This window comes from Streptomyces sp. DSM 116795, from assembly GCF_055792905.1.
Map to the genome: position 1 here is coordinate 607876 of NZ_CM147707.1, position 18961 is coordinate 626836.

Annotated in this window: 15 protein-coding genes; 5 read left to right on the forward strand and 10 right to left on the reverse strand. The window is 70.5% G+C overall.

The genetic code is table 11. The annotated features are described in order from the left end of the window. Positions 1-11: 11 nt before the first annotated feature. From ACSMXX_RS02635 to ACSMXX_RS02650, 4 genes are all read right to left on the reverse strand, one after another. Complete coding sequence (locus ACSMXX_RS02635) at positions 12-770, reverse strand: haloacid dehalogenase type II (RefSeq protein ID WP_473182404.1); 759 nt, start codon at positions 768-770, stop codon at positions 12-14. 113 nt (positions 771-883) lie between these two features. After that, a complete protein-coding gene (locus tag ACSMXX_RS02640) occupies positions 884-3004 on the reverse strand; it encodes a xanthine dehydrogenase family protein molybdopterin-binding subunit (protein WP_473184599.1) in 2121 nt (706 codons plus the stop codon). Between the two features lie 68 nt (positions 3005-3072). Next, entirely contained in the window at positions 3073-4065 is a 993-nt protein-coding gene (locus tag ACSMXX_RS02645) for an FAD binding domain-containing protein (RefSeq protein ID WP_473182405.1), read from the reverse strand. Next, complete coding sequence (locus ACSMXX_RS02650) at positions 4062-4613, reverse strand: (2Fe-2S)-binding protein (RefSeq protein ID WP_473182406.1); 552 nt, start codon at positions 4611-4613, stop codon at positions 4062-4064. The genes ACSMXX_RS02645 and ACSMXX_RS02650 overlap by 4 nt, the downstream gene beginning before the upstream one ends. A gap of 117 nt (positions 4614-4730) precedes the next feature. Here ACSMXX_RS02650 and ACSMXX_RS02655 point away from each other — a divergent pair, with 117 nt between their 5' ends. Beyond that, entirely contained in the window at positions 4731-5087 is a 357-nt protein-coding gene (locus ACSMXX_RS02655; protein WP_473182407.1) for a PRC-barrel domain-containing protein, read from the forward strand. 32 nt (positions 5088-5119) lie between these two features. Then, positions 5120-5524 carry an RNA-binding S4 domain-containing protein gene (locus ACSMXX_RS02660; RefSeq protein ID WP_473182408.1) on the forward strand — a complete coding sequence of 135 codons (405 nt, stop codon included), beginning with the start codon at positions 5120-5122 and terminating at the stop codon, positions 5522-5524. Between the two features lie 48 nt (positions 5525-5572). Here the strand turns inward: ACSMXX_RS02660 and ACSMXX_RS02665 are convergent, their stop codons facing one another. Then, complete coding sequence (locus ACSMXX_RS02665; RefSeq protein ID WP_473182409.1) at positions 5573-6481, reverse strand: 2-dehydropantoate 2-reductase; 909 nt, start codon at positions 6479-6481, stop codon at positions 5573-5575. Positions 6482-6627: 146 nt separating this feature from the next. On the opposite strand from ACSMXX_RS02665, the gene ACSMXX_RS02670 reads away from it, so the two are divergent. After that, on the forward strand, positions 6628-8151 hold the full coding sequence (locus tag ACSMXX_RS02670; protein WP_473182410.1) for a hypothetical protein: 1524 nt from the start codon (positions 6628-6630) through the stop codon (positions 8149-8151). A gap of 56 nt (positions 8152-8207) precedes the next feature. Here the strand turns inward: ACSMXX_RS02670 and ACSMXX_RS02675 are convergent, their stop codons facing one another. From ACSMXX_RS02675 to ACSMXX_RS02695, 5 genes are all read right to left on the reverse strand, one after another. After that, complete coding sequence (locus ACSMXX_RS02675; protein WP_473182411.1) at positions 8208-10292, reverse strand: CocE/NonD family hydrolase; 2085 nt, start codon at positions 10290-10292, stop codon at positions 8208-8210. Positions 10293-10413: 121 nt separating this feature from the next. Then, entirely contained in the window at positions 10414-11706 is a 1293-nt protein-coding gene (locus ACSMXX_RS02680) for an ATP-grasp domain-containing protein (RefSeq protein ID WP_473182412.1), read from the reverse strand. A 175-nt stretch (positions 11707-11881) separates the two neighbouring features. After that, positions 11882-12307 carry an excalibur calcium-binding domain-containing protein gene (locus ACSMXX_RS02685; RefSeq protein WP_473182413.1) on the reverse strand — a complete coding sequence of 142 codons (426 nt, stop codon included), beginning with the start codon at positions 12305-12307 and terminating at the stop codon, positions 11882-11884. Between the two features lie 214 nt (positions 12308-12521). Next, positions 12522-12725 (reverse strand): cold-shock protein, encoded by a 204-nt coding sequence (locus tag ACSMXX_RS02690; protein WP_070009937.1) that lies wholly within the window; start codon positions 12723-12725, stop codon positions 12522-12524. Between the two features lie 197 nt (positions 12726-12922). Beyond that, complete coding sequence (locus tag ACSMXX_RS02695; protein WP_473182414.1) at positions 12923-13912, reverse strand: multicopper oxidase domain-containing protein; 990 nt, start codon at positions 13910-13912, stop codon at positions 12923-12925. A 250-nt stretch (positions 13913-14162) separates the two neighbouring features. On the opposite strand from ACSMXX_RS02695, the gene ACSMXX_RS02700 reads away from it, so the two are divergent. Beyond that, positions 14163-16691: a ThuA domain-containing protein gene (locus ACSMXX_RS02700; protein WP_473182415.1), complete on the forward strand. Its 2529-nt coding sequence runs from the start codon at positions 14163-14165 to the stop codon at positions 16689-16691. 110 nt (positions 16692-16801) lie between these two features. Beyond that, the gene (locus ACSMXX_RS02705) at positions 16802-18961 is read left to right on the forward strand and encodes an OmpL47-type beta-barrel domain-containing protein (protein WP_473184600.1); all 2160 of its coding nucleotides are present in this window, start codon (positions 16802-16804) and stop codon (positions 18959-18961) included.

An 18961-nucleotide genomic window follows, 5' to 3' on the forward strand; every position in this document is an offset into this window, starting at 1 on the left:
GGAGTGTCCGGCTAGCTCTGCCCCTGCCCGTTGCCGCGGGCCGCGAGAGTCCCGGCGAGCTCCTCCAGGTCCTCCGCGGTCCACTTGGGCCGCGACATCGTCTCCGGGTAGGGGTCCGTGCCCCGCCTCAGCCAGGCACCTGCGAGTCCCGCGCGCTGCGCCCCGTCGACGTCCCACGGGTGTACGGCGACGAGCAGGGCCTCGGCCGGCCGCACCCCGGCCCTGCGCACCGCGTACCGGTACGCCTCGGGCGCCGGCTTCCAGCAGCGGGGCCCGCTCACGCCCAGCAGGGCGTCGAACTGGTCGCGGACCCCCGCGCGTACGAGCAGTCCGTGAGTCAGTTCGGGCGATCCGTTGGTCATGGTCACCAGCCTGAACCCGGCTCTGCGCAACGCGTGGACACCGCCCGGGACATCGGGGTGCACGGGCAGTTCGTCCATGCCGGCGAGGATGTGCCGGGCGGCCTCGTCCGCCTCGCCGGTGCCGCGTCCGTCGAGGGCGGTGAGCAGGGCCCGCAGCCCGTCCGATGCGATGTCGGCGAAGTCCGCGTACGCGCCGGCGGCGGCCAGCGCGAAGCCGTCACGCAGCACTCCGGCGAACCAGGTCGGCATGAGGTCCGCGGGCGCGCCCACGTCCTCGAAGCGGCCGCGCAGCGGCGTCATGTCGCTGAGCGTCTCGTTGACGTCGAAGACGACCGCCTTGAGCTGGTACCCCGACGGCGGGGGCGGTACTGCGTCCGCCTCTTGGGGACCGGGTTGTTCCGGGGGCATGTTCCGCAAGATACCCGCAGGCACGCCGGTTGCGGGGCGTCACGGGTGAATCGTGTGTGACTGGCGCGCGCAGGCCGGACGTCGCGGTCCGTGTCCGGCGGAGCCGGTCCGTTTCAGGACCGGAGAAGCTTGTCCGGTGTGACCGGCAGGTCGCGGACGCGGATTCCTGTGGCGTTGTGCACGGCGTTCACGACGGCGGCCGGCGAGCCCACGATGCCGATCTCGCCGATGCCCTTCGCACCCATGGGGTTCGCGTGCGGATCGGGCTCGTCCAGCCACACGGCGTCGATGTCGAGGACGTCGGCGCAGGTGGGGACGTGATACTGGGCGAAGTCGTGGTTGATGACGTGACCCGTGCCGTGGTCGAAGACACCCTCCTCGAACAGCGCCATCGACATCCCCATCACCATGCCGCCGATGAACTGGGACCGTGCGGTACGGGGGTTGATGATGCGCCCGGCGGAGAAGACGCCCAGCATGCGCGGCACCCGGACCTCGCCGGTGCCGGAGTGCACACGGACCTCGGCGAACTGCGCGCCGAAGGAGTGCGCGGCGTAGTTCTCCAGGTCGGGGTCGGAGGGCGTGGCGGCGCGGGTCCGCGCACCGGGGGCGGGGTCGGCGCCGTGCTCCTCCCTGAAGGCGCGGGCGGCGGCCACGACGGTGGTGCCCCAGGTGGTGAGGCCGGACGAGGCACCGGCGACGCTCGCGGGCGGCAGGTCGGTGTCGCCGATCTCCAAGTGCACCTCGCCGTAGGAGCAGTCGAGTGCGTCGGCGGCGATCTGCGTGAGGGCGGTCCAGGTGCCCGTCCCCAGGTCGGCGGCGCCGACGCGCACCGCATACCCGTCCGGTGAGCCGGCGCCGTCCGCGCGGCGCTCGATCTCGGCCTCGGTCCCCGGCATGACGTACACGGGGTATGTGGAGGCGGCGACCCCGAGCCCGACCAGCCAGTCTCCCTCGCGCCGGGTGCCGGCATCGGTGCGCCGGTCCCATCCGAAGCGCTCGGCCCCGAGGCGCAGGCACTGCACGAGGTGCCGCGCGGACCACGGTCTGCCGGTCGACGGGTCGGTCTCCGGTTCGTTGCGCACGCGCAGCTCGATGGGGTCGAGGCCGCAGGCGACGGCGAGTTCGTCCATGGCGGCTTCCGACGCGAACATCCCCGGTGCCTCGCCCGGGGCCCGCATCCAGGACGGTACGGGGGTGTCCAGGGCCGCCAGCCGGTGCGTGGTGCGGCGGTTGCCGGCGGCGTACATGGAGCGGGCGTGCACGCCCGTCTGCTCCGCGAACTCCTTGATCCTGGCGGTCTGTTCGACGACGTCGTGGCAGAGGGCGGTGAGCCGCCCCCGGGTGTCCGCCCCGAGCCGTACACGCTGCAGCGTGGGGGTGCGGTGCCCGGTGAGCGAGAACATCTGCTGCCGGGTGAGCGCCAGTTTGGCCGGGCGTCCGTGGCACACGCGCGCCGCGAGAGCGGCGAGGACGTTGTGCGCGTGCGGCAACCCCTTGGAGCCGAAAGCCCCGCCGACGTGCGGTGAGACGACCCGGACACGCTCCGGAGGAAGTCCGAACAGCGGCGCCAGGGTCTTTCTGACCTGGTGCGCGCCCTGCGTGGAGTCGTAGAGCGTCAGACGTGCGACGGCAGCCGCGTCCTCCTCCCCCGCCTCCCACACCGCGACGCAAGTGTGGGGCTCCATCGGGTTGTTGTGCTCCATGGGGGTGCTGTAGATGACGTCCACCGCGACGGGCGCGGCGGCGAGAGCGGCCTCCACGTCACCGTCGTCGGAGTCCGGCGGATAGGCGGGCGTGACGGTCTCCGGGCGGTAGAGATCCGGCCGGTCGGCGCTCAACTCCGTGTCGTGCGGCAGCTGTTCGTACTCGACGGCGACAAGCTGGGCGGCGTGCCGCGCCACCTCCGCCGTCCCGGCGACGACGGCGCCGACGAACTGGCCGCGGAAGGCGACCTCGTGGGACTGCAGCACCGCCAGCTCCGCGTCGCCCGTGTCGGCGAGCCGCGGAGCGTTGTCCGGGGTGAGCACGGCGAGGACTCCGTCGAGCGCCTCGGCCTGCCCGGTGTCCATCGCCACGACCCGTCCACGCGCGACGGCGGCCTGCAGCGGGTGTACGAACACCGGGTCCGGCAGGGCGTGTTCCCAGGCGTAGGGCGCGGTGCCGGTGACCTTCGCCGGTCCGTCCAGGCGCTGCGGCGAAGTCCCAATGGAGCGCACGTCGAGTGGCTTCAGCGGCTGCGCGGACTGCGTGGGCCGGACGGGCCGAGCGGTCTGCGCGGAGTCGTCGCCATCCGCCCGGCTCATCGCTGCCCCTCCGTGGCGAGCTCGCGCAGCAGGGCGGCGAGCGCGTTGCGCGCCATCGGGATCTTGAAGCCGTTGCCGGGAAGCGGCTGCGCATGGCGAAGTTCGGCGTCGGCTGCCTGCCGGAAGGCCTCTTCGGCCGGGGTAGCACCGAGCAGTGCCGCCTCGGCGTGCGTGGCCCGCCAGGGCTTGTGCGCGAGGCCGCCGAACGCGATGCGTGCCTCGCGTACCCGGCCCCCGTCGACGGCGAGGACGGCACCGACGGAGACGAGCGCGAAGGCGAACGACGCACGGTCCCGCACCTTCAGATAGCCGGAGCGCGATCCGCCGGGCAGCGGCGGGAGTTCGACGGACGTGACGAGTTCGCCGTGCGCGAGGACCGTGTCGTGCTCGGGTGTTTCCCCGGGCAGCCTGTGGAACTCCCGTAGCGGGACGCGCCGTTCACCGTCCTCGCCGAGCACGGTCACCACGGCGTCGAGGACGCTCATGGCGACGGCCATGTCCGACGGGTGCACGGCGAGACAGTGCTCGGAGGCGCCCAGCACGGCGTGATACCGGTTCCAGCCGCCGACCGCCGCGCAACCGGTGCCGGGTTCACGCTTGTTGCACGGCGTGGTCACGTCCTGGAAGTAGCCGCAGCGGGTGCGCTGGAGCAGATTCCCGGCGGTGGTCGCCGAGTTGCGCAACTGGCCGGAGGCGCCGGCCAGCAACGCCTGGGAGAGGACGGGGCAACGCCGGCGCACCGCCGGATGCGCGGCGAGGTCGCTGTTGCGCACGGTGGCGCCGATGCGCAGGCCCCCGTCGGGCAGTTCCTCGATCCGGTCGAGCGGCAGCCGCGTCACGTCGACGAGGAGATCGGGAGTGGCGACGCCGAGTTTCATGTGGTCCACGAGGTTGGTTCCGCCGCCGAGGAACGCGGCGCCGGGGCGCGCCGCCACGGTCGCGACGGCGCTGCCCGGGTCGGAGGCGGGGGCGTAGTCGAAGGGGATCATTTCGCGGACACCTCCCGAATGGCGGCGACGATGTTCACGTACGCGCCGCAGCGGCACAGGTTGCCGCTCATACGCTCGCGGATCTCGTCGTCGCTGAGCGCGCCCCCGGACTCGCCCTGACCACCCCCGCCGCCCTGGCCGCCCGGCCCGTCGTCCGTGGCCGGAGTGACCGCGCTGGGGTGCCCGGCGGCCGCTTCGGCGAGCATGCCCGCCGCCGAGCAGATATGTCCGGGCGTGCAGTAGCCGCACTGGAAGCCGTCGTGGTCGAGGAACGCCCGCTGGAGCGGGTGGAGTTCGCCGTCCGCGGAGGCGAGTCCCTTGGCCGTGGTCACGTCGGCTCCTTCGTGGGCGACGGCGAATGTCAGGCAGCTGAGGACGCGCCTTCCGTCGAGCAGCACGGTGCAGGCACCGCACTGGCCGTGGTCGCAGCCCTTCTTGGGGGAGGTGACGGACAGCCGGTCGCGCAGGGCGTCGAGGAGCGTGGTGCGTGTGTCGACGGTCAGGGACCGTGCTTCTCCGTCGACCCGGAGGGTGAGCTGGGAATCCACCCCGCCCCAGTACCACCCATGCGCCCGGTGCCAAACCTGGGCGAATGCGGCACGCTGGTGGCACCGACGGTGTGCGGCACCCGTCGTCCGACCGAAAGCGCGGAGGGATGACCGGAGATGTTCGAGGCAGGCGACATCCGCGAGTGGCGGGACCGTGACGTGGTCGATCCCGGCGGCAGCAAGATCGGCAAACTGGAGGCGGTCTACGTCGATACGCGCACCGACCAGCCCTTCTTCGCCACCCTCACGATGGGAATGCCCACACGGCGCAAGCTCGTCTTCGTACCGCTCGCGGGAGCGACGGTCGGCCCGGAGTACGTACGGGTCGCCTACGGCAAGAGCGATGTGCGCGCCGCCCCCTCGATCGAGACCGACGGCGAACTGCCCGCCGAGGACGAGCGCGCGGTCTTCGAGCACTACGAACTCGACTACGAGACGGGCTCCGGCGGCGAGCGCCGTCTCGCACGCCGCTGACCCGAGGCGCGGCGCGCCCTAGAGTCGAGGTCATGGCTGAAGACGCAGGAACCGTACGGGTCGATGTGTGGATCTGGTCCGTACGGCTCACCAAGACCCGTTCGGCGGCCGCGTCGGCATGCCGCGCCGGTCATGTGCGGGTGAACGGGGAACGCGTCAAACCCGCACATGCGCTGCGCGCAGGAGACCAGGTGCGGGTGCGGCAGGCCGGCGGCCGGGAGCGCGTGGTCGTGGTCTCCCGGATCATCCGCAAGCGGGTCGGTGCGCCGGTCGCCGTGGAGTGCTACACCGACCACAGCCCGCCCCCGCCGCCGCGTGAGGCCGTCGCACCGGCCGGCCGCCGCGACCGCGGAGCCGGGCGCCCGACGAAGCGCGACCGGCGCGAGATGGAACGCCTGCGCGGGCCGGCCGCCGGCTCACGCCGCGGCACCCACTGAAGGTCCGGACCTCCGGGCCGCCACCCCGCCCGGACAGCCGGGCCCGTGTCAGCCCTCGCGCAGTTCGCGGTCCGCGGCGCGCAGCATGGCCAGCAGCAGGCGGTTGAGCGGTGCGGCGATGCCGTGCCGGTCGGCGGCGCGCACCACCGCACCGGTGATGTGCTCGTGCTCCAGGGGCCGCCCGGCGAGCCGGTCGTAGAAGGTGGAGGTGCCGCCCTCGGGCCCCACCGCGAGGTTCGACCGCAGCGCCCGCTGCACGTCCTTCTCGCCCACCTGCGCGCCCTCCGCCTGTGCGACGGCGAGCGCCTCCATGAGGATCTCCTCGGCGCGCAGGTACATCTCGGGGTCGCTGAGGATGTGCATGCGCTGCTTGAGGAGCGCGGTAAGCGGATTGGCGGCGACGTTGGTGAACAGCTTGCGCCATGCCGCCGTACGGAAGTCCGCGACGCCGCGGACCTTCAGCCGGCTGTCCGCGAGGAGGGCTTCGAACCGCTGTGCCGACGGGCCCTCGGGGACGTGCAGTTCGCTGGAGAAGTGGTGCACGATCCGGCCCGGTGCGACCCGTTCGACGGCCATGTAGGCCAGGGTCGGCAGAACCTCCGCGCCCTGGGGCAGCAGCGGTGCGACGCGCTCGGTGTGGTCGATGCCGTTCTGGATGACGGCGACGACGGTGTGCGGCCCGCACAGGGCGTTCAGCCAGGCCGCGGCGCCCTCGGTGTCCTGGGCCTTGGTGGTCAGGAAGACCCAGTCGTGTTGGGCCGCTTCCTCCGGTGCGGTCACGAAGCGCAGGGCCGGGCGGAGCACTTCACCGTCCGTGTCCAGCGTCAGTTCGTCGAGCGGCGCTCGCAGGCAGAGGGTCACGTCGTGACCGGCCTCCTGGGCGAAGGCGGCGGTGAGGCCGCCGACCGCGCCGCCGCCGATCACCGCTATGCGCGCGGACGGTACTGAAGAGCTCATACGGACGATCGTATGCGGCCGTCCGTGAGTGACCGGGCCGGGGCCACCATTACCGCAAAACCGACATATCGGGTGTTACGCATAGATCTCGCCCACAGATCCGACTGCCGGTTTCACAGGTTTCACAAGCGGGACGAGGTTCGGCCATGTACGTGCTGCCTGCAGCTCCGAGCGCACCAGTCACCGACCGCCTCAAGCGCCTCCCCGAGTACGGGCCCGGACCGTCCGGCCGCCCCCTGCTCCACCTCGGGGCGGTCGCGGCGCTCTACACCCTGGTACAGATCCTGCTCGTGCTGCCGGGCACCGGCCTCGGCTGGGACGAGTCGGTCTACGTCAGCCAGGTCGACGCCGAGGACCCCGTCGCCTACTTCAGCGCTCCCCGCGCACGCGGCATCTCCTACCTCGTCGCGCCCCTGGTCTCGTTCACCTCCTCGACCACCCTCCTGCGCATCTTCCTCGCCGTGGTGTCCGGGGCGGCGCTGCTGGCCGCACTGTGGATCTGGCGCCGGCTGCTCCCCGTGCCGGTGCTCGCCTGGGGCGGTGCCCTCTTCGCCGGCCTGTGGATCAGCCTCTACTACGGGCCGCAGGCCATGCCCAACCTGTGGTGCGCCTTCGGCTCGCTGGCGGCCGTGGGCTGCTTCCTGCGCTGCGCACGCCGGGAGGGCGACCGGCGCGCGCTGGCCGGGCTCAGCATCTCCGTGGGCGTGGTGGCGGTGATGCGTCCGCCGGACGCCGCCTGGCTGGTGCTCGCCCTCGCCGCGGCCGCCCTCGTGGTAGGGGCATGGCGGCGCCCTGCGCTCTTCGCCGCGCTGGCCGCCGGCGCCGTGCTCGGCGTCGCACCCTGGATCGTCGAGGCGTACACCGCGTACGGAGGGCTCCTCACGCGGCTGGACCGGGCCAGCGAGATCCAGGGCGGCATGGGCTGGAACATCGCGATCGGCGATCACGTGCGCGCCCTGCAGGGCAGGATGCTGTGCCGGCCGTGCGACATGGCCTGGGAGGAGCCGCAGACCGCGGTGTGGTGGTTCGCGATGCCGCTGCTGGCAGGGGCGGGCATCACCGCGGCCGTACGCGCCGGCCGGAGGGACACCGCCGTACTGGCGTCCGTGACCGCCGTCGTGCTCGCCGTCCCGTACCTCTTCCTGATGGGTTACGCGGCTCCCCGCTTCCTGCTGCCCTCCTACGCCCTGCTCGCGCTCCCCGTCGGCGAGTGCGTACGGCGGACCTTCACGCAAGGGCCGTACGGGCGGCGCCCGTTGCTCCTGATCCTGCTGCCGGCGCTGCTGCTCGGGAGCCACTTCGGCGTCCAGTACCAGGTGCTGGGCGCGGTGCTGGAACGCAACCACAACATGACGGCTCAGCTCACGGAGGCCGCGGACGCCATGCACCGGCTCGGCCTGCGCCGGCCGTGCACGGTCACGGGCCCGCTGGCGGTGCCCATGAGCCACTACGCGGGCTGCAGTTCGCGGCAGTCGAACGGCCACGACGTGAGCATCACCGCCGACGGTCTGCGCCGGCTCGCCCTGCGGCACGAGCCGCTGGCCGTCACCACCCGCAATCACCGCCCCCCACCGAGCTGGGCACGCGACTGGCCGTCGGCGACGCTGCGCGAACTGCCGGGCTACCGCGTCTATGTGACGCCGGACGGCGGCCGGGGCCCGTCCCGCTAGGGGCCTCGGGGTGCCCGCCGACATGTGCCAAGAGGCGTGTTCGTAGAAGCGTGTTTCTAGAGGTGGTCGCGCGGGACACGCTCGTTCCACGTGCGTGAGAAGACCCTCCGCTCGCCCTCGTAGCCGTCGAGCGTGGCGTCCAGTACGAACTCGCTCTCGGTCGAGCGCAGTACGGTCCGGGTCTCCGTGCGCACGTTCCACCCGTCACGCCCGAACGCCATGGTCCACGCGGACTCGCCGCGCACCGATCCGAAGTCGTCGGCCACGGAGTCGTACCGCTCGCAGGCACGGCGGCTCACATCGAGGTCGATGTCCTCGAAGTGCACCGTCCCGGCGTCCTTGACGATCTCCAGTGCGGAGTTGTAATCCACCAGGTCGCGGCGGACCTCCCAGCGAGTGTCGACGGAGGCGACCTGAGTGGCCTCCAGCGGCGGCGTGCCCTCCGGCTCACCGAACGGCCGCGTACGCAGCTCCCCGTCCTCCGAGGGCGGGCGCACGGGCAGAGTCAGGGTGCTGCTGCCCGCGTACACGCTCAGCAGTACGGGCCTGGGCGGCGGCCATGCCAGCGGCCAGTACGACGTGGAGAGGGAGAGCCGGATGCGGTGCCCCGGCGGGAACGCCTGGCCCACGCCGTTGAGCTGGACCGTGGCGCGGTAGCGGCGGCCCGGCTCCAGCAACTCCGGTGCGGAGGCGACCGGTTGGCCGTCGGAACCTCTGCGGGTGAGGTTCAGCAGCCCGTATGTGACACGGGTCGTGGCGCCGTCGGGTGCCACGTCCGAGAGGCGGGCGGCGACCATCGCCACGGGCTCGCTCACCGAGAAGTCGAGCTCGACGGTCGGCGAACCGAGGATCTCCACGCGCTCGGTGAGTGCCTCGGTGTCGAAGATGAGCGATCCGCCGTCCTCCTCGCGCTGGTCGTAGGGCAGGTCGGGAGGCGCGTTGTACGAGGCCCACTTGCCCGCGAACTGGCCGACGGACAGCGGCGACTGCACGGTCAGCTCCTCCTCGGCCTGCCCGGCGTCCCCGGCCTCCGCCGCCTCGCCCGCCTGCCCGGCGGCCTTCTCGCCGGGCTCCCCGATACGGTGCCTGCTCAGGGGATGCGCCACCCGGCCGATGCCCGGGGAGGGCCAGGACGGGTCGCCAACCCAGCGGCCGGGGCGCTCCTCGTAGGAGGTCGAGGGCGGGACGCTCTCCTGCATCCAGGTGCGGAGCATGGGCCCGTCCATGGCGCCGTTGTCGGCCCCCTTGAGCCAGTGGTCCCACCAGCGCACGACCTCCTGGAGGTATCCGATGGCGGGGCCCGGCTCTCCCAGATGCGGGAACTTGTGCGACCACGGGCCGACGAGGCCCCTGCGGGGCACGTCGAGGTTGCCGAGGAGCCTGGTGACGGCGTTGGAGTAGCCGTCGGCCCATCCGCTGGAGGCCAGCACCGGGCACTGGACGTCCTGGTAGTTCTCGCAGACCGAAGCGTGCCGCCAGTATTCGTCGCGGCGCTGGTGGCGCAGCCACTCCAGCGCCCAGGGGCGGGTGTTCTCCAGGCGTTCGAGCCACATCGCGCGCCACCGCTCCCCCACCAGCGCCGGGTCCGGCGGGCAGGTGGCGTAGGCGAACATGGTGCCCGCTTCGGCCAGGTTGTCCGAGAGCAGGCAGCCGCCCATGTAGTGCATGTCGTCGGCGTAGCGGTCGTCGGTGAAGGACGCGATGACGATGGCGCGCAGGCTCGGCGGACGGCGCGCGGCGACCTGGAGCGCGCTGAAGCCGCCCCAGGAGATGCCCATCATGCCGGTGTTGCCGTCGCACCAGGGCTGCGCGGCGAGCCATGCGAGAACGTCCTCTGCGTCGGCCTGCTCCTGCTCCAGGTACTCGTCCTTCAGAACGCCCTCGGACTCGCCCGTGCCGCGCACGTCCACTCGTACGCAGGCATAGCCGTGACCGGCGATGTAGGGGTGGTGCATGGAGTCGCGCACCGCCGTGAGGTCGCGTTTGCGGTACGGGATGTACTCCAGCACCGCCGGCACCGGCTCCTCCTCGGCGGAGACCGGTCGCCAGACCCGGGCCGCGAGGCGGGTGCCGTCGGAGACCGGGATCCAGAGGTGTTCCACTTCCTCCGTCTTGCAGGGCAGGTTGCTCACGAAGCGCATGGCGGCACGCTCCCTTGCTGACGCGTTCGCGTTCGTCGGTGACTCGGTGGGACTCGGTGACTCGGCGACTCGGTGATTTCGTCTGTGAGCCGCTGGTCCGCTGATCTGCCGGGAGGGCGGGTCAACCGGCGGCGGCCGCCGGCTCCTCGATGCGGAAGGGCAGCGCGCCCAGGGCGCGTTCGTACTTCTCGCGCAGCTCCTCCTCGCTGTCTGCCCCGACGAAGACATGGGCCAGTTCATAGCTGTAGCTGTCCTGTCCGGGGGCCTCGGAGAGCAGTTTGTCCTCTCCCGGGACCACGTCGATCTTCACACCGGGGATCTCGCGCTCCACCCGCTCGATCTCCTCCTGCGAGGGCGCTCGCTGCACGACGCCGTCGGTGAACCAGCGGTGGTACCACTTCGCGGCGATCGCGTAGCGGCCGTGCCCGGGCAGCAGGCTCGGCTCCCGGCCGAGGGCCAGGCTGACCATGCAGTCGTGGTTGGAGACGCCGTCGACGTACTCGAAGAGCTCGGCGTGCGACTGGGAGTGCCGCGGGTTGATCTCCAGCAGATTGATGTCGTCGGTCTGCGGGTCGTAGAAGAACTCGATGCTGAATGTGGCGTCGTCCATGCCGATCTGCCCGATCACACGCTTGGAGACGTCCTTGAGCCTGCGCTGGACCGGCTCCGGAAGCTGCGAGGGGTACTGGTGGCGCAGGAAGCAGGAGCTGTCCGGGTAGTCGATGGAGTCCAGCGCGCCGTAGACGGTGATCTCCCCTTCGCGCACATAGCCCTCGACGGCGCACTGCACACCGTTCAGGGACTCCTCGGCGAGGCACGCCTGGCCGCCGGCAGCGGCGATCTCCGGCGGCAGGTCGAGCTGGTCGAGGATGTACTCGAACGGCCGCCCGACGCGGGATATCCCGTCGCGGATCTCGGCGACGGCCTCCTGGAACTCCGCCTCGTCCTTGACGCCGAAGGCGAGTTCGGACGAGTAGGCCTTGACGGGCTTCAGCCAGACCGGGAACTGCATGCCTTCGGGCAGCCGCGGGTTCCCGTCCTCCAGGGAGACCAGTCCGAAGCGCGGGTGCTCGCCGATGACCTTCTGCTGCTCCAGGCGGCTCCAGTACTTGTGCTCGCACTTGACGATCGCTTCCAGGCTCGCGCCGCGCAGTCCGTACTCGCGGTTGAGGGTCGCCACGATGGTGCTGACGGGGAAGTCCCAGTAGCCGACGACGGCGTCGATGCTCCCGTCGAAGGCCTGCAGCTGCTCACGGGCCTTCGCCAGGAGATCCGGCACGGACACCTCCCCCTCCTGCAGTTCCACGGGGTCCAGCAGGGGGTGGAAGGAGTAGCCGTCCGAGTGCGGCACGTCGCGCAGCACTTGCAGGTTCGCCTCGTCGACACCGATCACGAAGATGTTCTTGCGACTCACGTCGTCTCCCTTTCAACCGTCAGGGCCAGGGTTCCTGCGTAACCCCGAGACCGGGAGCCCAACTCGGCCGGAACGTGATTCGTCTCTCGCCTGCCCGCTCCGGGCGATCGCCCCTGGCACACGCGAGGCCCCGCCGGAGCCGGCGGGGCCTCGCTGTGTCAGAGGTGCGGAAGGGTCAGCCGTCCGTACGGCGCCTGCGGACCGCCGCCAGCACTCCGGCGCCGGCAAGCACGACCAGTCCGCCCCCGGCCGCGATGTACGGGGTCGTGCCGCTGCCGCCGGTCTCGGCGAGGCCGGCGCCCTCGTCCTGGCCGGCGGACTCCTCGCCCGAGTCGCCGTCCTTGGGGCCGTCGTCGTCCTTGGCGTGGTCCTTGGCCGGCACGAAGCCGGCAGGGGGCTGGTCGCAGCCGACGCCGTCGCCGTCCCGGTCCAGGTGCTTGCCGTAATGCCCGTCAACCGCGCGGATGTTGGAGTAACCGGCGTCGTAGGCGGCGGTGCAGTTCTCGAACGGGTGGCTGCCGTCGTGCGCGAGCGCTGCGGACGGTGCGAGGGCCAGCGCCAGGGCGCCGGCGGTGACGGTGACGGATCTGAATATGTTCACGTGTGCCTCTCGGGGCGCTCGTTGTAACAGGAGGTCGCCGAGAGTATCCGGATCAGACCGTACTCATCATGCCGTACCGGACATAGGAACATGACTGTGACATTGTCCGAACTCGCCCTGTGCTGACCGGTGTTGCGCCCGCAGTGCGGCAGTGCGCGCACACAAGACGGGGCCCGCACCTTCCGGTGCGGGCCCCGTCAGATGTCTGCGCGGATCAGGCGGGGGTGATGTTCTCCGCCTGCGGGCCCTTCTGGCCCTGCGTGACGTCGAAGTTCACCTTCTGGCCCTCGGTGAGCTCCCGGTAGCCCTGGCCTGCGATGTTCGAGTAGTGGGCGAAGACGTCGGCGCCGCCGCCCTCCTGCTCGATGAAGCCGAAGCCCTTTTCCGAGTTGAACCACTTCACGGTGCCGGATGCCATGTCGATCTCCTTCTGAGGCAAAACTGGAGCGCCGCACCTCGCGGAACTCCGTCGCCGCCCTGACCCCATCCAGAAACACCGGAAAACAGAAATGCGCCTGATGGTCACAACCGTCAGGCGCACAAAGTAATGGGTACCAAAACTGCAACTCGTGCAACTTAGCACACCTCAGACACCCGGAGCGCACACGGTCGGTCTCAGTGGTGACCGTCGTGGCCCGGCACCGTGCCGTCCGGCTTGGCCACCAGCAGCAACCCGGCCATGCCCATGTCGGAGTGACTCTGCACATGGCAGTGGTACATCCACGCGCCGGCGCCCGCCTCCTCCCCCGCGATGATCTGGAAGCCGAAGGAGTCCGCAGGGCCGGTGATCTTGTTGTCGACGATCCGGCTGGGGTCACCGGGACCCTCCAGCAGGCCCGTACGGTTGTCGGCCCAGCGGTGCCCGTGCACATGGAACGTGTGGTAGTACTCGCCGTGCGTGATCATGATGATCTCGAGGCGGTCCCCCACGGTGACCTTGAAGTCGGGTCCCTTGGGCTGGTTGTTGATGGTCATGTCGTTGAAGACGACGGTGAACTGCTCGTCCGGCAGGATGTCGCCTTCCCTGCGCACGACGAGCGGTCCGTACAGGCCGGCGCGGATACCGCCTGTGCCGTGCTCGGTGCCGACGATGTGGTCGTGGTAGTGCCAGTAGCCGGCGCTTCCGGGGCGGTAGGTGCCGTCCTTTCGCTTGCCCGGGGCGTGGGTGCGCCAGGTGTAGGTGCGGGTTCCGCCCGGTTCGACGACGCTGTCGTTCATCTTGGTGCCGTCGTTGGCCCTGTCGTAGTCCACTCCGTGGGGGTGGAGGCTGACGGTGGTGTCCGTGGTGTTCTCGAACTCGATGTGGAGGGTGTCCCCTTCGATCAGTTCGATGAGCGGACCGGGGACGGTCGCCTTGCCCTTCTCAAGACCGTAACCGATCTGATCGTCCGCCAGCCTCTGGGCGTAGAGCTTCATGTGGCGGACCTCGCCGCCGGGTCCGGCGCGGCGGACGGCGGCCGCGGCGGCGGGCGCCGGCGCGGCGGAAGCCGCGGCAGCGGGCGGCGAGTTCAGCACGGCGGGGCCGAGCGCGGCCGCCGCCGAACCGGCGAGAAGGCGTCTGCTGAAGCTGCGGCGGGCGAGGGGGCTGCCTGACCTCTCGGACATCGGTCTCCCTTCGGCGTCTGCCGGGACTGCCTGGGTGCCTGGTGCCTGGGTGCGCTCGGGGCATGAACGTCTGAACTGCCCCTGCGTGCTTGGGCATTGAGGTTGAACCGACAAGGACCGTAGCGCTACGGGCGTCGTTTATCCATATCCAGGACAAAGTTCGTTGAATTGCGGTCATAGCTCTTGGCGTTCCACCGAAAGAGGTCTAACTTCTTCGTCGTTTCGGTGACTTAAGAGGGGTGGATCAGTCATGCGGCTCGAACCGCATCAAAAGCCCTCACACCTGAGAGGGCTGCGCAGGACAAGGCTCAAGACCCGGCGTGCGTACCGGCGCACGTGGCTCGCGGCGCTGCTGGCGGGGGCGGTCTCGGCCTCCCTGCTCGGCACCCCGGCCCTCGCGGGCACGCCACCCGAACCGTCCGTTCCCAAGCTCCAGCTCCCCAGCCCGCCGGGCGGGGAGGACGTCCGCGTGCTGGTCTTCCACGGGTCCGCCGGGGAGGAACCACCCACCGTCGAGGCCGGAATCGAGGCCGTCGAGAAGATCGGCCGGAGCGGTCCCGCGGCACAGCACTTCACGATCACGGCGACCGACGACCCGTCCGTGTTCACCTCGGAGAGGCTCGGACGGTACAACGCCGTCGTCTTCCTCACCGGCGGCGGCGACGTACTCGACCCGGCGCAGGAAGCGGGCCTCGAAAGCTACATGGAGGCCGGGGGCGGCTTCCTCGGCCTCCACGATGCGGCACGCGCGGAGCCGTACTCCGAGTGGTTCTCCGGCCTGGTCGGCGCGCGTCCCGCCGCGGACAGCCCTCCGAAGGCACAGCGCGCGACCGTCGAGACCGGCGACCGCCGCAACCCCGCCACCAAGGGCCTGCCGGCGGAGTGGAAGCGCCCCGACAAGTGGCTCAACTGGAAGGAGAATCCGAGCGGTTCGGTGCACACCGTCGCCCGCGTACGGGAGAAGAGCTACGACCCCGGCGAGGGCGCGATGGGCTGGGACCACCCGGTGTCCTGGTGCCGCGACTACGACGGAGGCCGTTCCTTCTACACCGGCATGGGCGGCACTGCCGACAGCTTCCAGGAGGCCGACTTCCGCACCCATCTGCGCGGCGCCCTGCTGTGGACGACGCGGCTGGCGCGAGCCGACTGCAAGGCGGCCATCACCTCCAACTACAAGGCAGAACGGGTCACTTCACCCAACCAGCCCGGCCAGTCCGACCAGATCGGCGAGCCGCACGGACTGGTCACCGCCGACGACGGCCGGGTCTTCTACATCGGACGCGGCGGCGGCGACGCCGAGGCGCCCGTGGAGACCGACTGGGAGAACCCCGGGATCGGCAAGGGCCAGGGCACGGTCCACGTGTACGACCCGGCCACGAAGAAGGTCCAACTCGTGGGCTCGCTCACCGTGTTCGGCAACAAGGGCGGCGGCGACGAGCTCGTCAAGGTCGAGGAGGGGCTGCTGGGCATCGCCCTCGACCCGGACTTCGCCGACAACGGGTGGATGTATCTGCACTGGACGCCGCACTCGCAGCTCGACCGGGACAAGCACATGGCCGAGCGCCGCGTCTCCCGCTTCACCGTGGACGCCGGCACCGGAAAGCTCGACGAGTCCTCGGAGAAGGTGCTGCTCAAGTGGCCCGTGCAGGTGCACAGTTGCTGCCACGCGGGCGGCGGCATGGCCTTCGACTCCAAGCGGAATCTCTACGTCGCCACCGGCGACAACAACTCCTCGCGGTTCAGCGACGGTTACTCGGGCAACAATCCCGAACCCGGCTTCAAGGGCGTCTCGTTCGCCGACGCGCGCCGTACCGCGGGCAACACCAACAACCTCAACGGCAAGATCCTGCGTATCCACCCCGAGGACGACGGGACCTACACCCTTCCCGAGGGGAACCTCTTCACCGGGAAGGAGCCCGACGAGGGCGGCGGCAAGACCCGCGGTGAGATCTATGTGATGGGCGTGCGCAACCCCGCACGTATCTCCATCGACCCCAGGACCGATGTCCTGTACGCCGGTTGGGTCGGACCCGACGCCGGCGAGCCCAGCACCACGTGGGGGCCCGCCAAGTACGACACCTTCGCCCGCATCACGAAGGCCGGCAACCAGGGCTGGCCGTACTGCATGGGCAACGAGCAGCCGTACCGCGACCGCAATCTGCCGGACCCGGACAAGCCGCTGGGCTGGTACGACTGCGACAACCTCAAGAACGAGTCCCCCAACAACGACGGGCTGGTGAACATCCCGCCCGCACAGCCGAACAACATCTGGTACTCGCCGCAGGGCGGCGGCCCCGACTACCCACGCGACGAGAACGGCGTCCCCAGCTACAAGCTCGACGAGCAGGAGCTGCGGCTGCCGTGGCTCAAGGGCGGCGGCCAGGCCACGATGAACGGGCCCGTCTACCGCTTCGACGCGGACGTCGCGTCGAAGGACAAATGGCCCGCCTACTGGGACGGCAAGTGGTTCGTCGGCGACTTCTACGACGCCGAACAGCCCCGGCACGCCGTGGTGATGCCCGACGGCGACGAGCCCGGTGCGCTGCCGGTGCACGCCGAGAGCCTCCGCAAGATCATCCCCATCGGAGAGGACGGCATCCGCAACCTGATGGACTGGAAGTTCGCTCCGGACGGTTCGCTCTACGTCCTCGACTACGGGCGTGGGTTCTTCACCTCCGATGACAAGTCCGCGCTGTGGCACGTCACTTACAAGGGCGGCAAGGCCACTCCGGCGGCCGGCGACGTGGTCGGCAAGTCCGCGAAGGGGGCGTCACGATGACGGGCGCACGAACACGCACATCCGCACGCACGTGCAGGCGCAGGACGCCGGCCGCCCGCCGGCGGCGCGCCCTCCGTACCGCTGTGACGGCGCTGTTCGCGTCGCTGCTGATGGTGCTGGGCCTGACCGCCGCACCCGCCTACGGGCAGCAGGCCCCGCCGTCGGGCGGGGCCGGCCCGGCGGCCGAACAGCTGCTGCGCTGGACCGCGTCCGACGACATCACCCGCTACACCTCGGCGCCGACGACGGCGGTGGCGGGTGCGGCGACGATCGAGTTCGAGAACAGCGAGGCGACGGGCAACACCACTTCCATGCCGCACACGCTGACGTTCGTCACCAGCGACCCCGACTACAACGACGACGTCGACGTCAACATCCTCGCCAACCCCTCGGACGCGCAGGGGGGCAAGCATTCCGTCGAGGTCACCCTCACCCCCGGGACGTACAAGTACCACTGCACGATCCCCGGACACGGCCAGATGCAGGGCACTCTCGTCGTCACCGACGGCGGCGGGGGCGATGACACCACGCCGCCGGAGACGTCGGCGAAGGTGGACGGCGACCAGAACGCCGACGGCGCGTACGTGGGAATGGCCACGGTCACCGTCACCGCCTCCGACGCCGGATCGGGCGTCGACACCGTCGAGTACGCCCTGGGCGACGGCGGCTACCAGGCCTACACCGAGCCGGTGATGGTGCACGAAACCGGCACGCACACCTTCCGCTACAGAGCCACCGACGAGGAGGGCAACGTCGCGGAGGAGAAGACGGTGGAGTTCACCGTCGTCGCACCGCCCACGGACGACACGACACCGCCCGAGACTTCCGCGACCGTCGACGGCGAACAGGACGCCGGCGGCGCGTACATCGGCATGGCCACGGTCACCGTCACCGCGTCCGACGCGGGATCGGGCGTCAACACGATCGAATTCGCCCTGGGCGACGGGGAGTTCCAGCCGTACACGGCACCGGTCATGGTGCACGAGCCGGGCACGCACACCGTCCGCTACAAGGCGACCGACAAGGCGGGCAACGCCGCCACGGCCAAGTCGGTCGAGTTCACGGTCGTCGAGCAGCCCGAGGAGGACACCACGCCGCCGGAGACGACGGCGGAGACGGAAGGGAAGCGCAACTCCGACGGCGATTACATCGGCAAGGCCACCGTGACGCTCACGGCCACGGATGAGGGCTCGGGCGTCGAGAAGACCGAATACTCCCTCGACGGCGGCCCGTTCCTCGCGTACTCCGATCCGGTCGTGGTGGACCGTACGGGCCATCACAGCGTCGCCCACCGCGCCACCGACAAGGCGGGCAACACCTCGCAGGCCGTCGCCGAGTCCTTCGACGTGGTGCCCGGGGGTGGCGTGCCCGCTCCGGACTGCCCCGAGTACGACGAGCGGGAGACGGTCTTCGTCGGCGACATCGACACGGGCGTCCCGAACAGGATGACGCGCGAGCGCTGCACCGTGGGCGAGCTGATCGAGGACGAGAAGGACTGGTCCTCGCACGCCTTGTTCCTCAAGCACGTCACGGAGGTCACCGACGCGCTGCTCAAGGACAAGGTGCTCGACGCCCGGGAGCGGAGGCTGATCAACCGGGCGGCGAAGGACTCCGGCATCGGGGAGCCCGGTCAGCAGACCGGCTACAAGAAGCTCTTCGACGGTACGAAGGAGTCCTTCGAGCGCTGGCAGCACGTCGGCGGCGGCGCCTTCGGCCTGAACGGGGACGGCAGCATGACCAGCAGCACCGAGACCGAGGGCATGGGCATGCTGTGGTATCCGAAGCGGAAGTACTCCGACTATTCGCTGAAGCTGCAGTTCCGGGACGACGCCCCGGGTGACGGCAACGCCAACTCCGGTGTCTTCGCCCGCTTCCCGTACGTTCACGACAACCCGGAAGAGCCGCGGCCCGAGTGGGTCGCCATCAAGTTCGGGCACGAGCTGCAGATCCTCGACAGGCCCGACGGCGACATGTACAAGACGGGCTCGGTCTACGGCTTCGACCGGGTCGGCCTGGCCGGCGCGGGCGTCACCCCGAAGGGCACGTGGAACGACTACGAGATCAAGGTCGTCGGCCAGCACTACTCGGTCTACCGGAACGGAGAGCTGATCAACGAGTTCGACAACTCGGGCGGGCAGGTCTTCGAGCCGCCACGGGACGACGACCCCGGCACGGACGGCCGCCGTTACGCCTCGGGCTACATCGGCCTGCAGGTCCACGGCGTCACGGACGTGATCTCGTACCGGGACGTGCGGATCAAGGAGCTGTAG

What these genes read in the sequence shown, in the direction of transcription:
- ACSMXX_RS02635 (WP_473182404.1), bottom strand. Translation starts at nt 770, where the DNA reads ATGCCCCCGGAACAACCCGGTCCCCAAGAGGCGGACGCAGTACCGCCC.
- ACSMXX_RS02645 (WP_473182405.1), bottom strand. Translation starts at nt 4,065, where the DNA reads ATGATCCCCTTCGACTACGCCCCCGCCTCCGACCCGGGCAGCGCCGTC.
- ACSMXX_RS02655 (WP_473182407.1), top strand. Translation starts at nt 4,731, where the DNA reads ATGTTCGAGGCAGGCGACATCCGCGAGTGGCGGGACCGTGACGTGGTC.
- ACSMXX_RS02660 (WP_473182408.1), top strand. Translation starts at nt 5,120, where the DNA reads ATGGCTGAAGACGCAGGAACCGTACGGGTCGATGTGTGGATCTGGTCC.
- ACSMXX_RS02665 (WP_473182409.1), bottom strand. Translation starts at nt 6,481, where the DNA reads ATGAGCTCTTCAGTACCGTCCGCGCGCATAGCGGTGATCGGCGGCGGC.
- ACSMXX_RS02670 (WP_473182410.1), top strand. Translation starts at nt 6,628, where the DNA reads ATGTACGTGCTGCCTGCAGCTCCGAGCGCACCAGTCACCGACCGCCTC.
- ACSMXX_RS02675 (WP_473182411.1), bottom strand. Translation starts at nt 10,292, where the DNA reads ATGCGCTTCGTGAGCAACCTGCCCTGCAAGACGGAGGAAGTGGAACAC.
- ACSMXX_RS02690 (WP_070009937.1), bottom strand. Translation starts at nt 12,725, where the DNA reads ATGGCATCCGGCACCGTGAAGTGGTTCAACTCGGAAAAGGGCTTCGGC.
- ACSMXX_RS02695 (WP_473182414.1), bottom strand. Translation starts at nt 13,912, where the DNA reads ATGTCCGAGAGGTCAGGCAGCCCCCTCGCCCGCCGCAGCTTCAGCAGA.
- ACSMXX_RS02700 (WP_473182415.1), top strand. Translation starts at nt 14,163, where the DNA reads ATGCGGCTCGAACCGCATCAAAAGCCCTCACACCTGAGAGGGCTGCGC.
- ACSMXX_RS02705 (WP_473184600.1), top strand. Translation starts at nt 16,802, where the DNA reads ATGGTGCTGGGCCTGACCGCCGCACCCGCCTACGGGCAGCAGGCCCCG.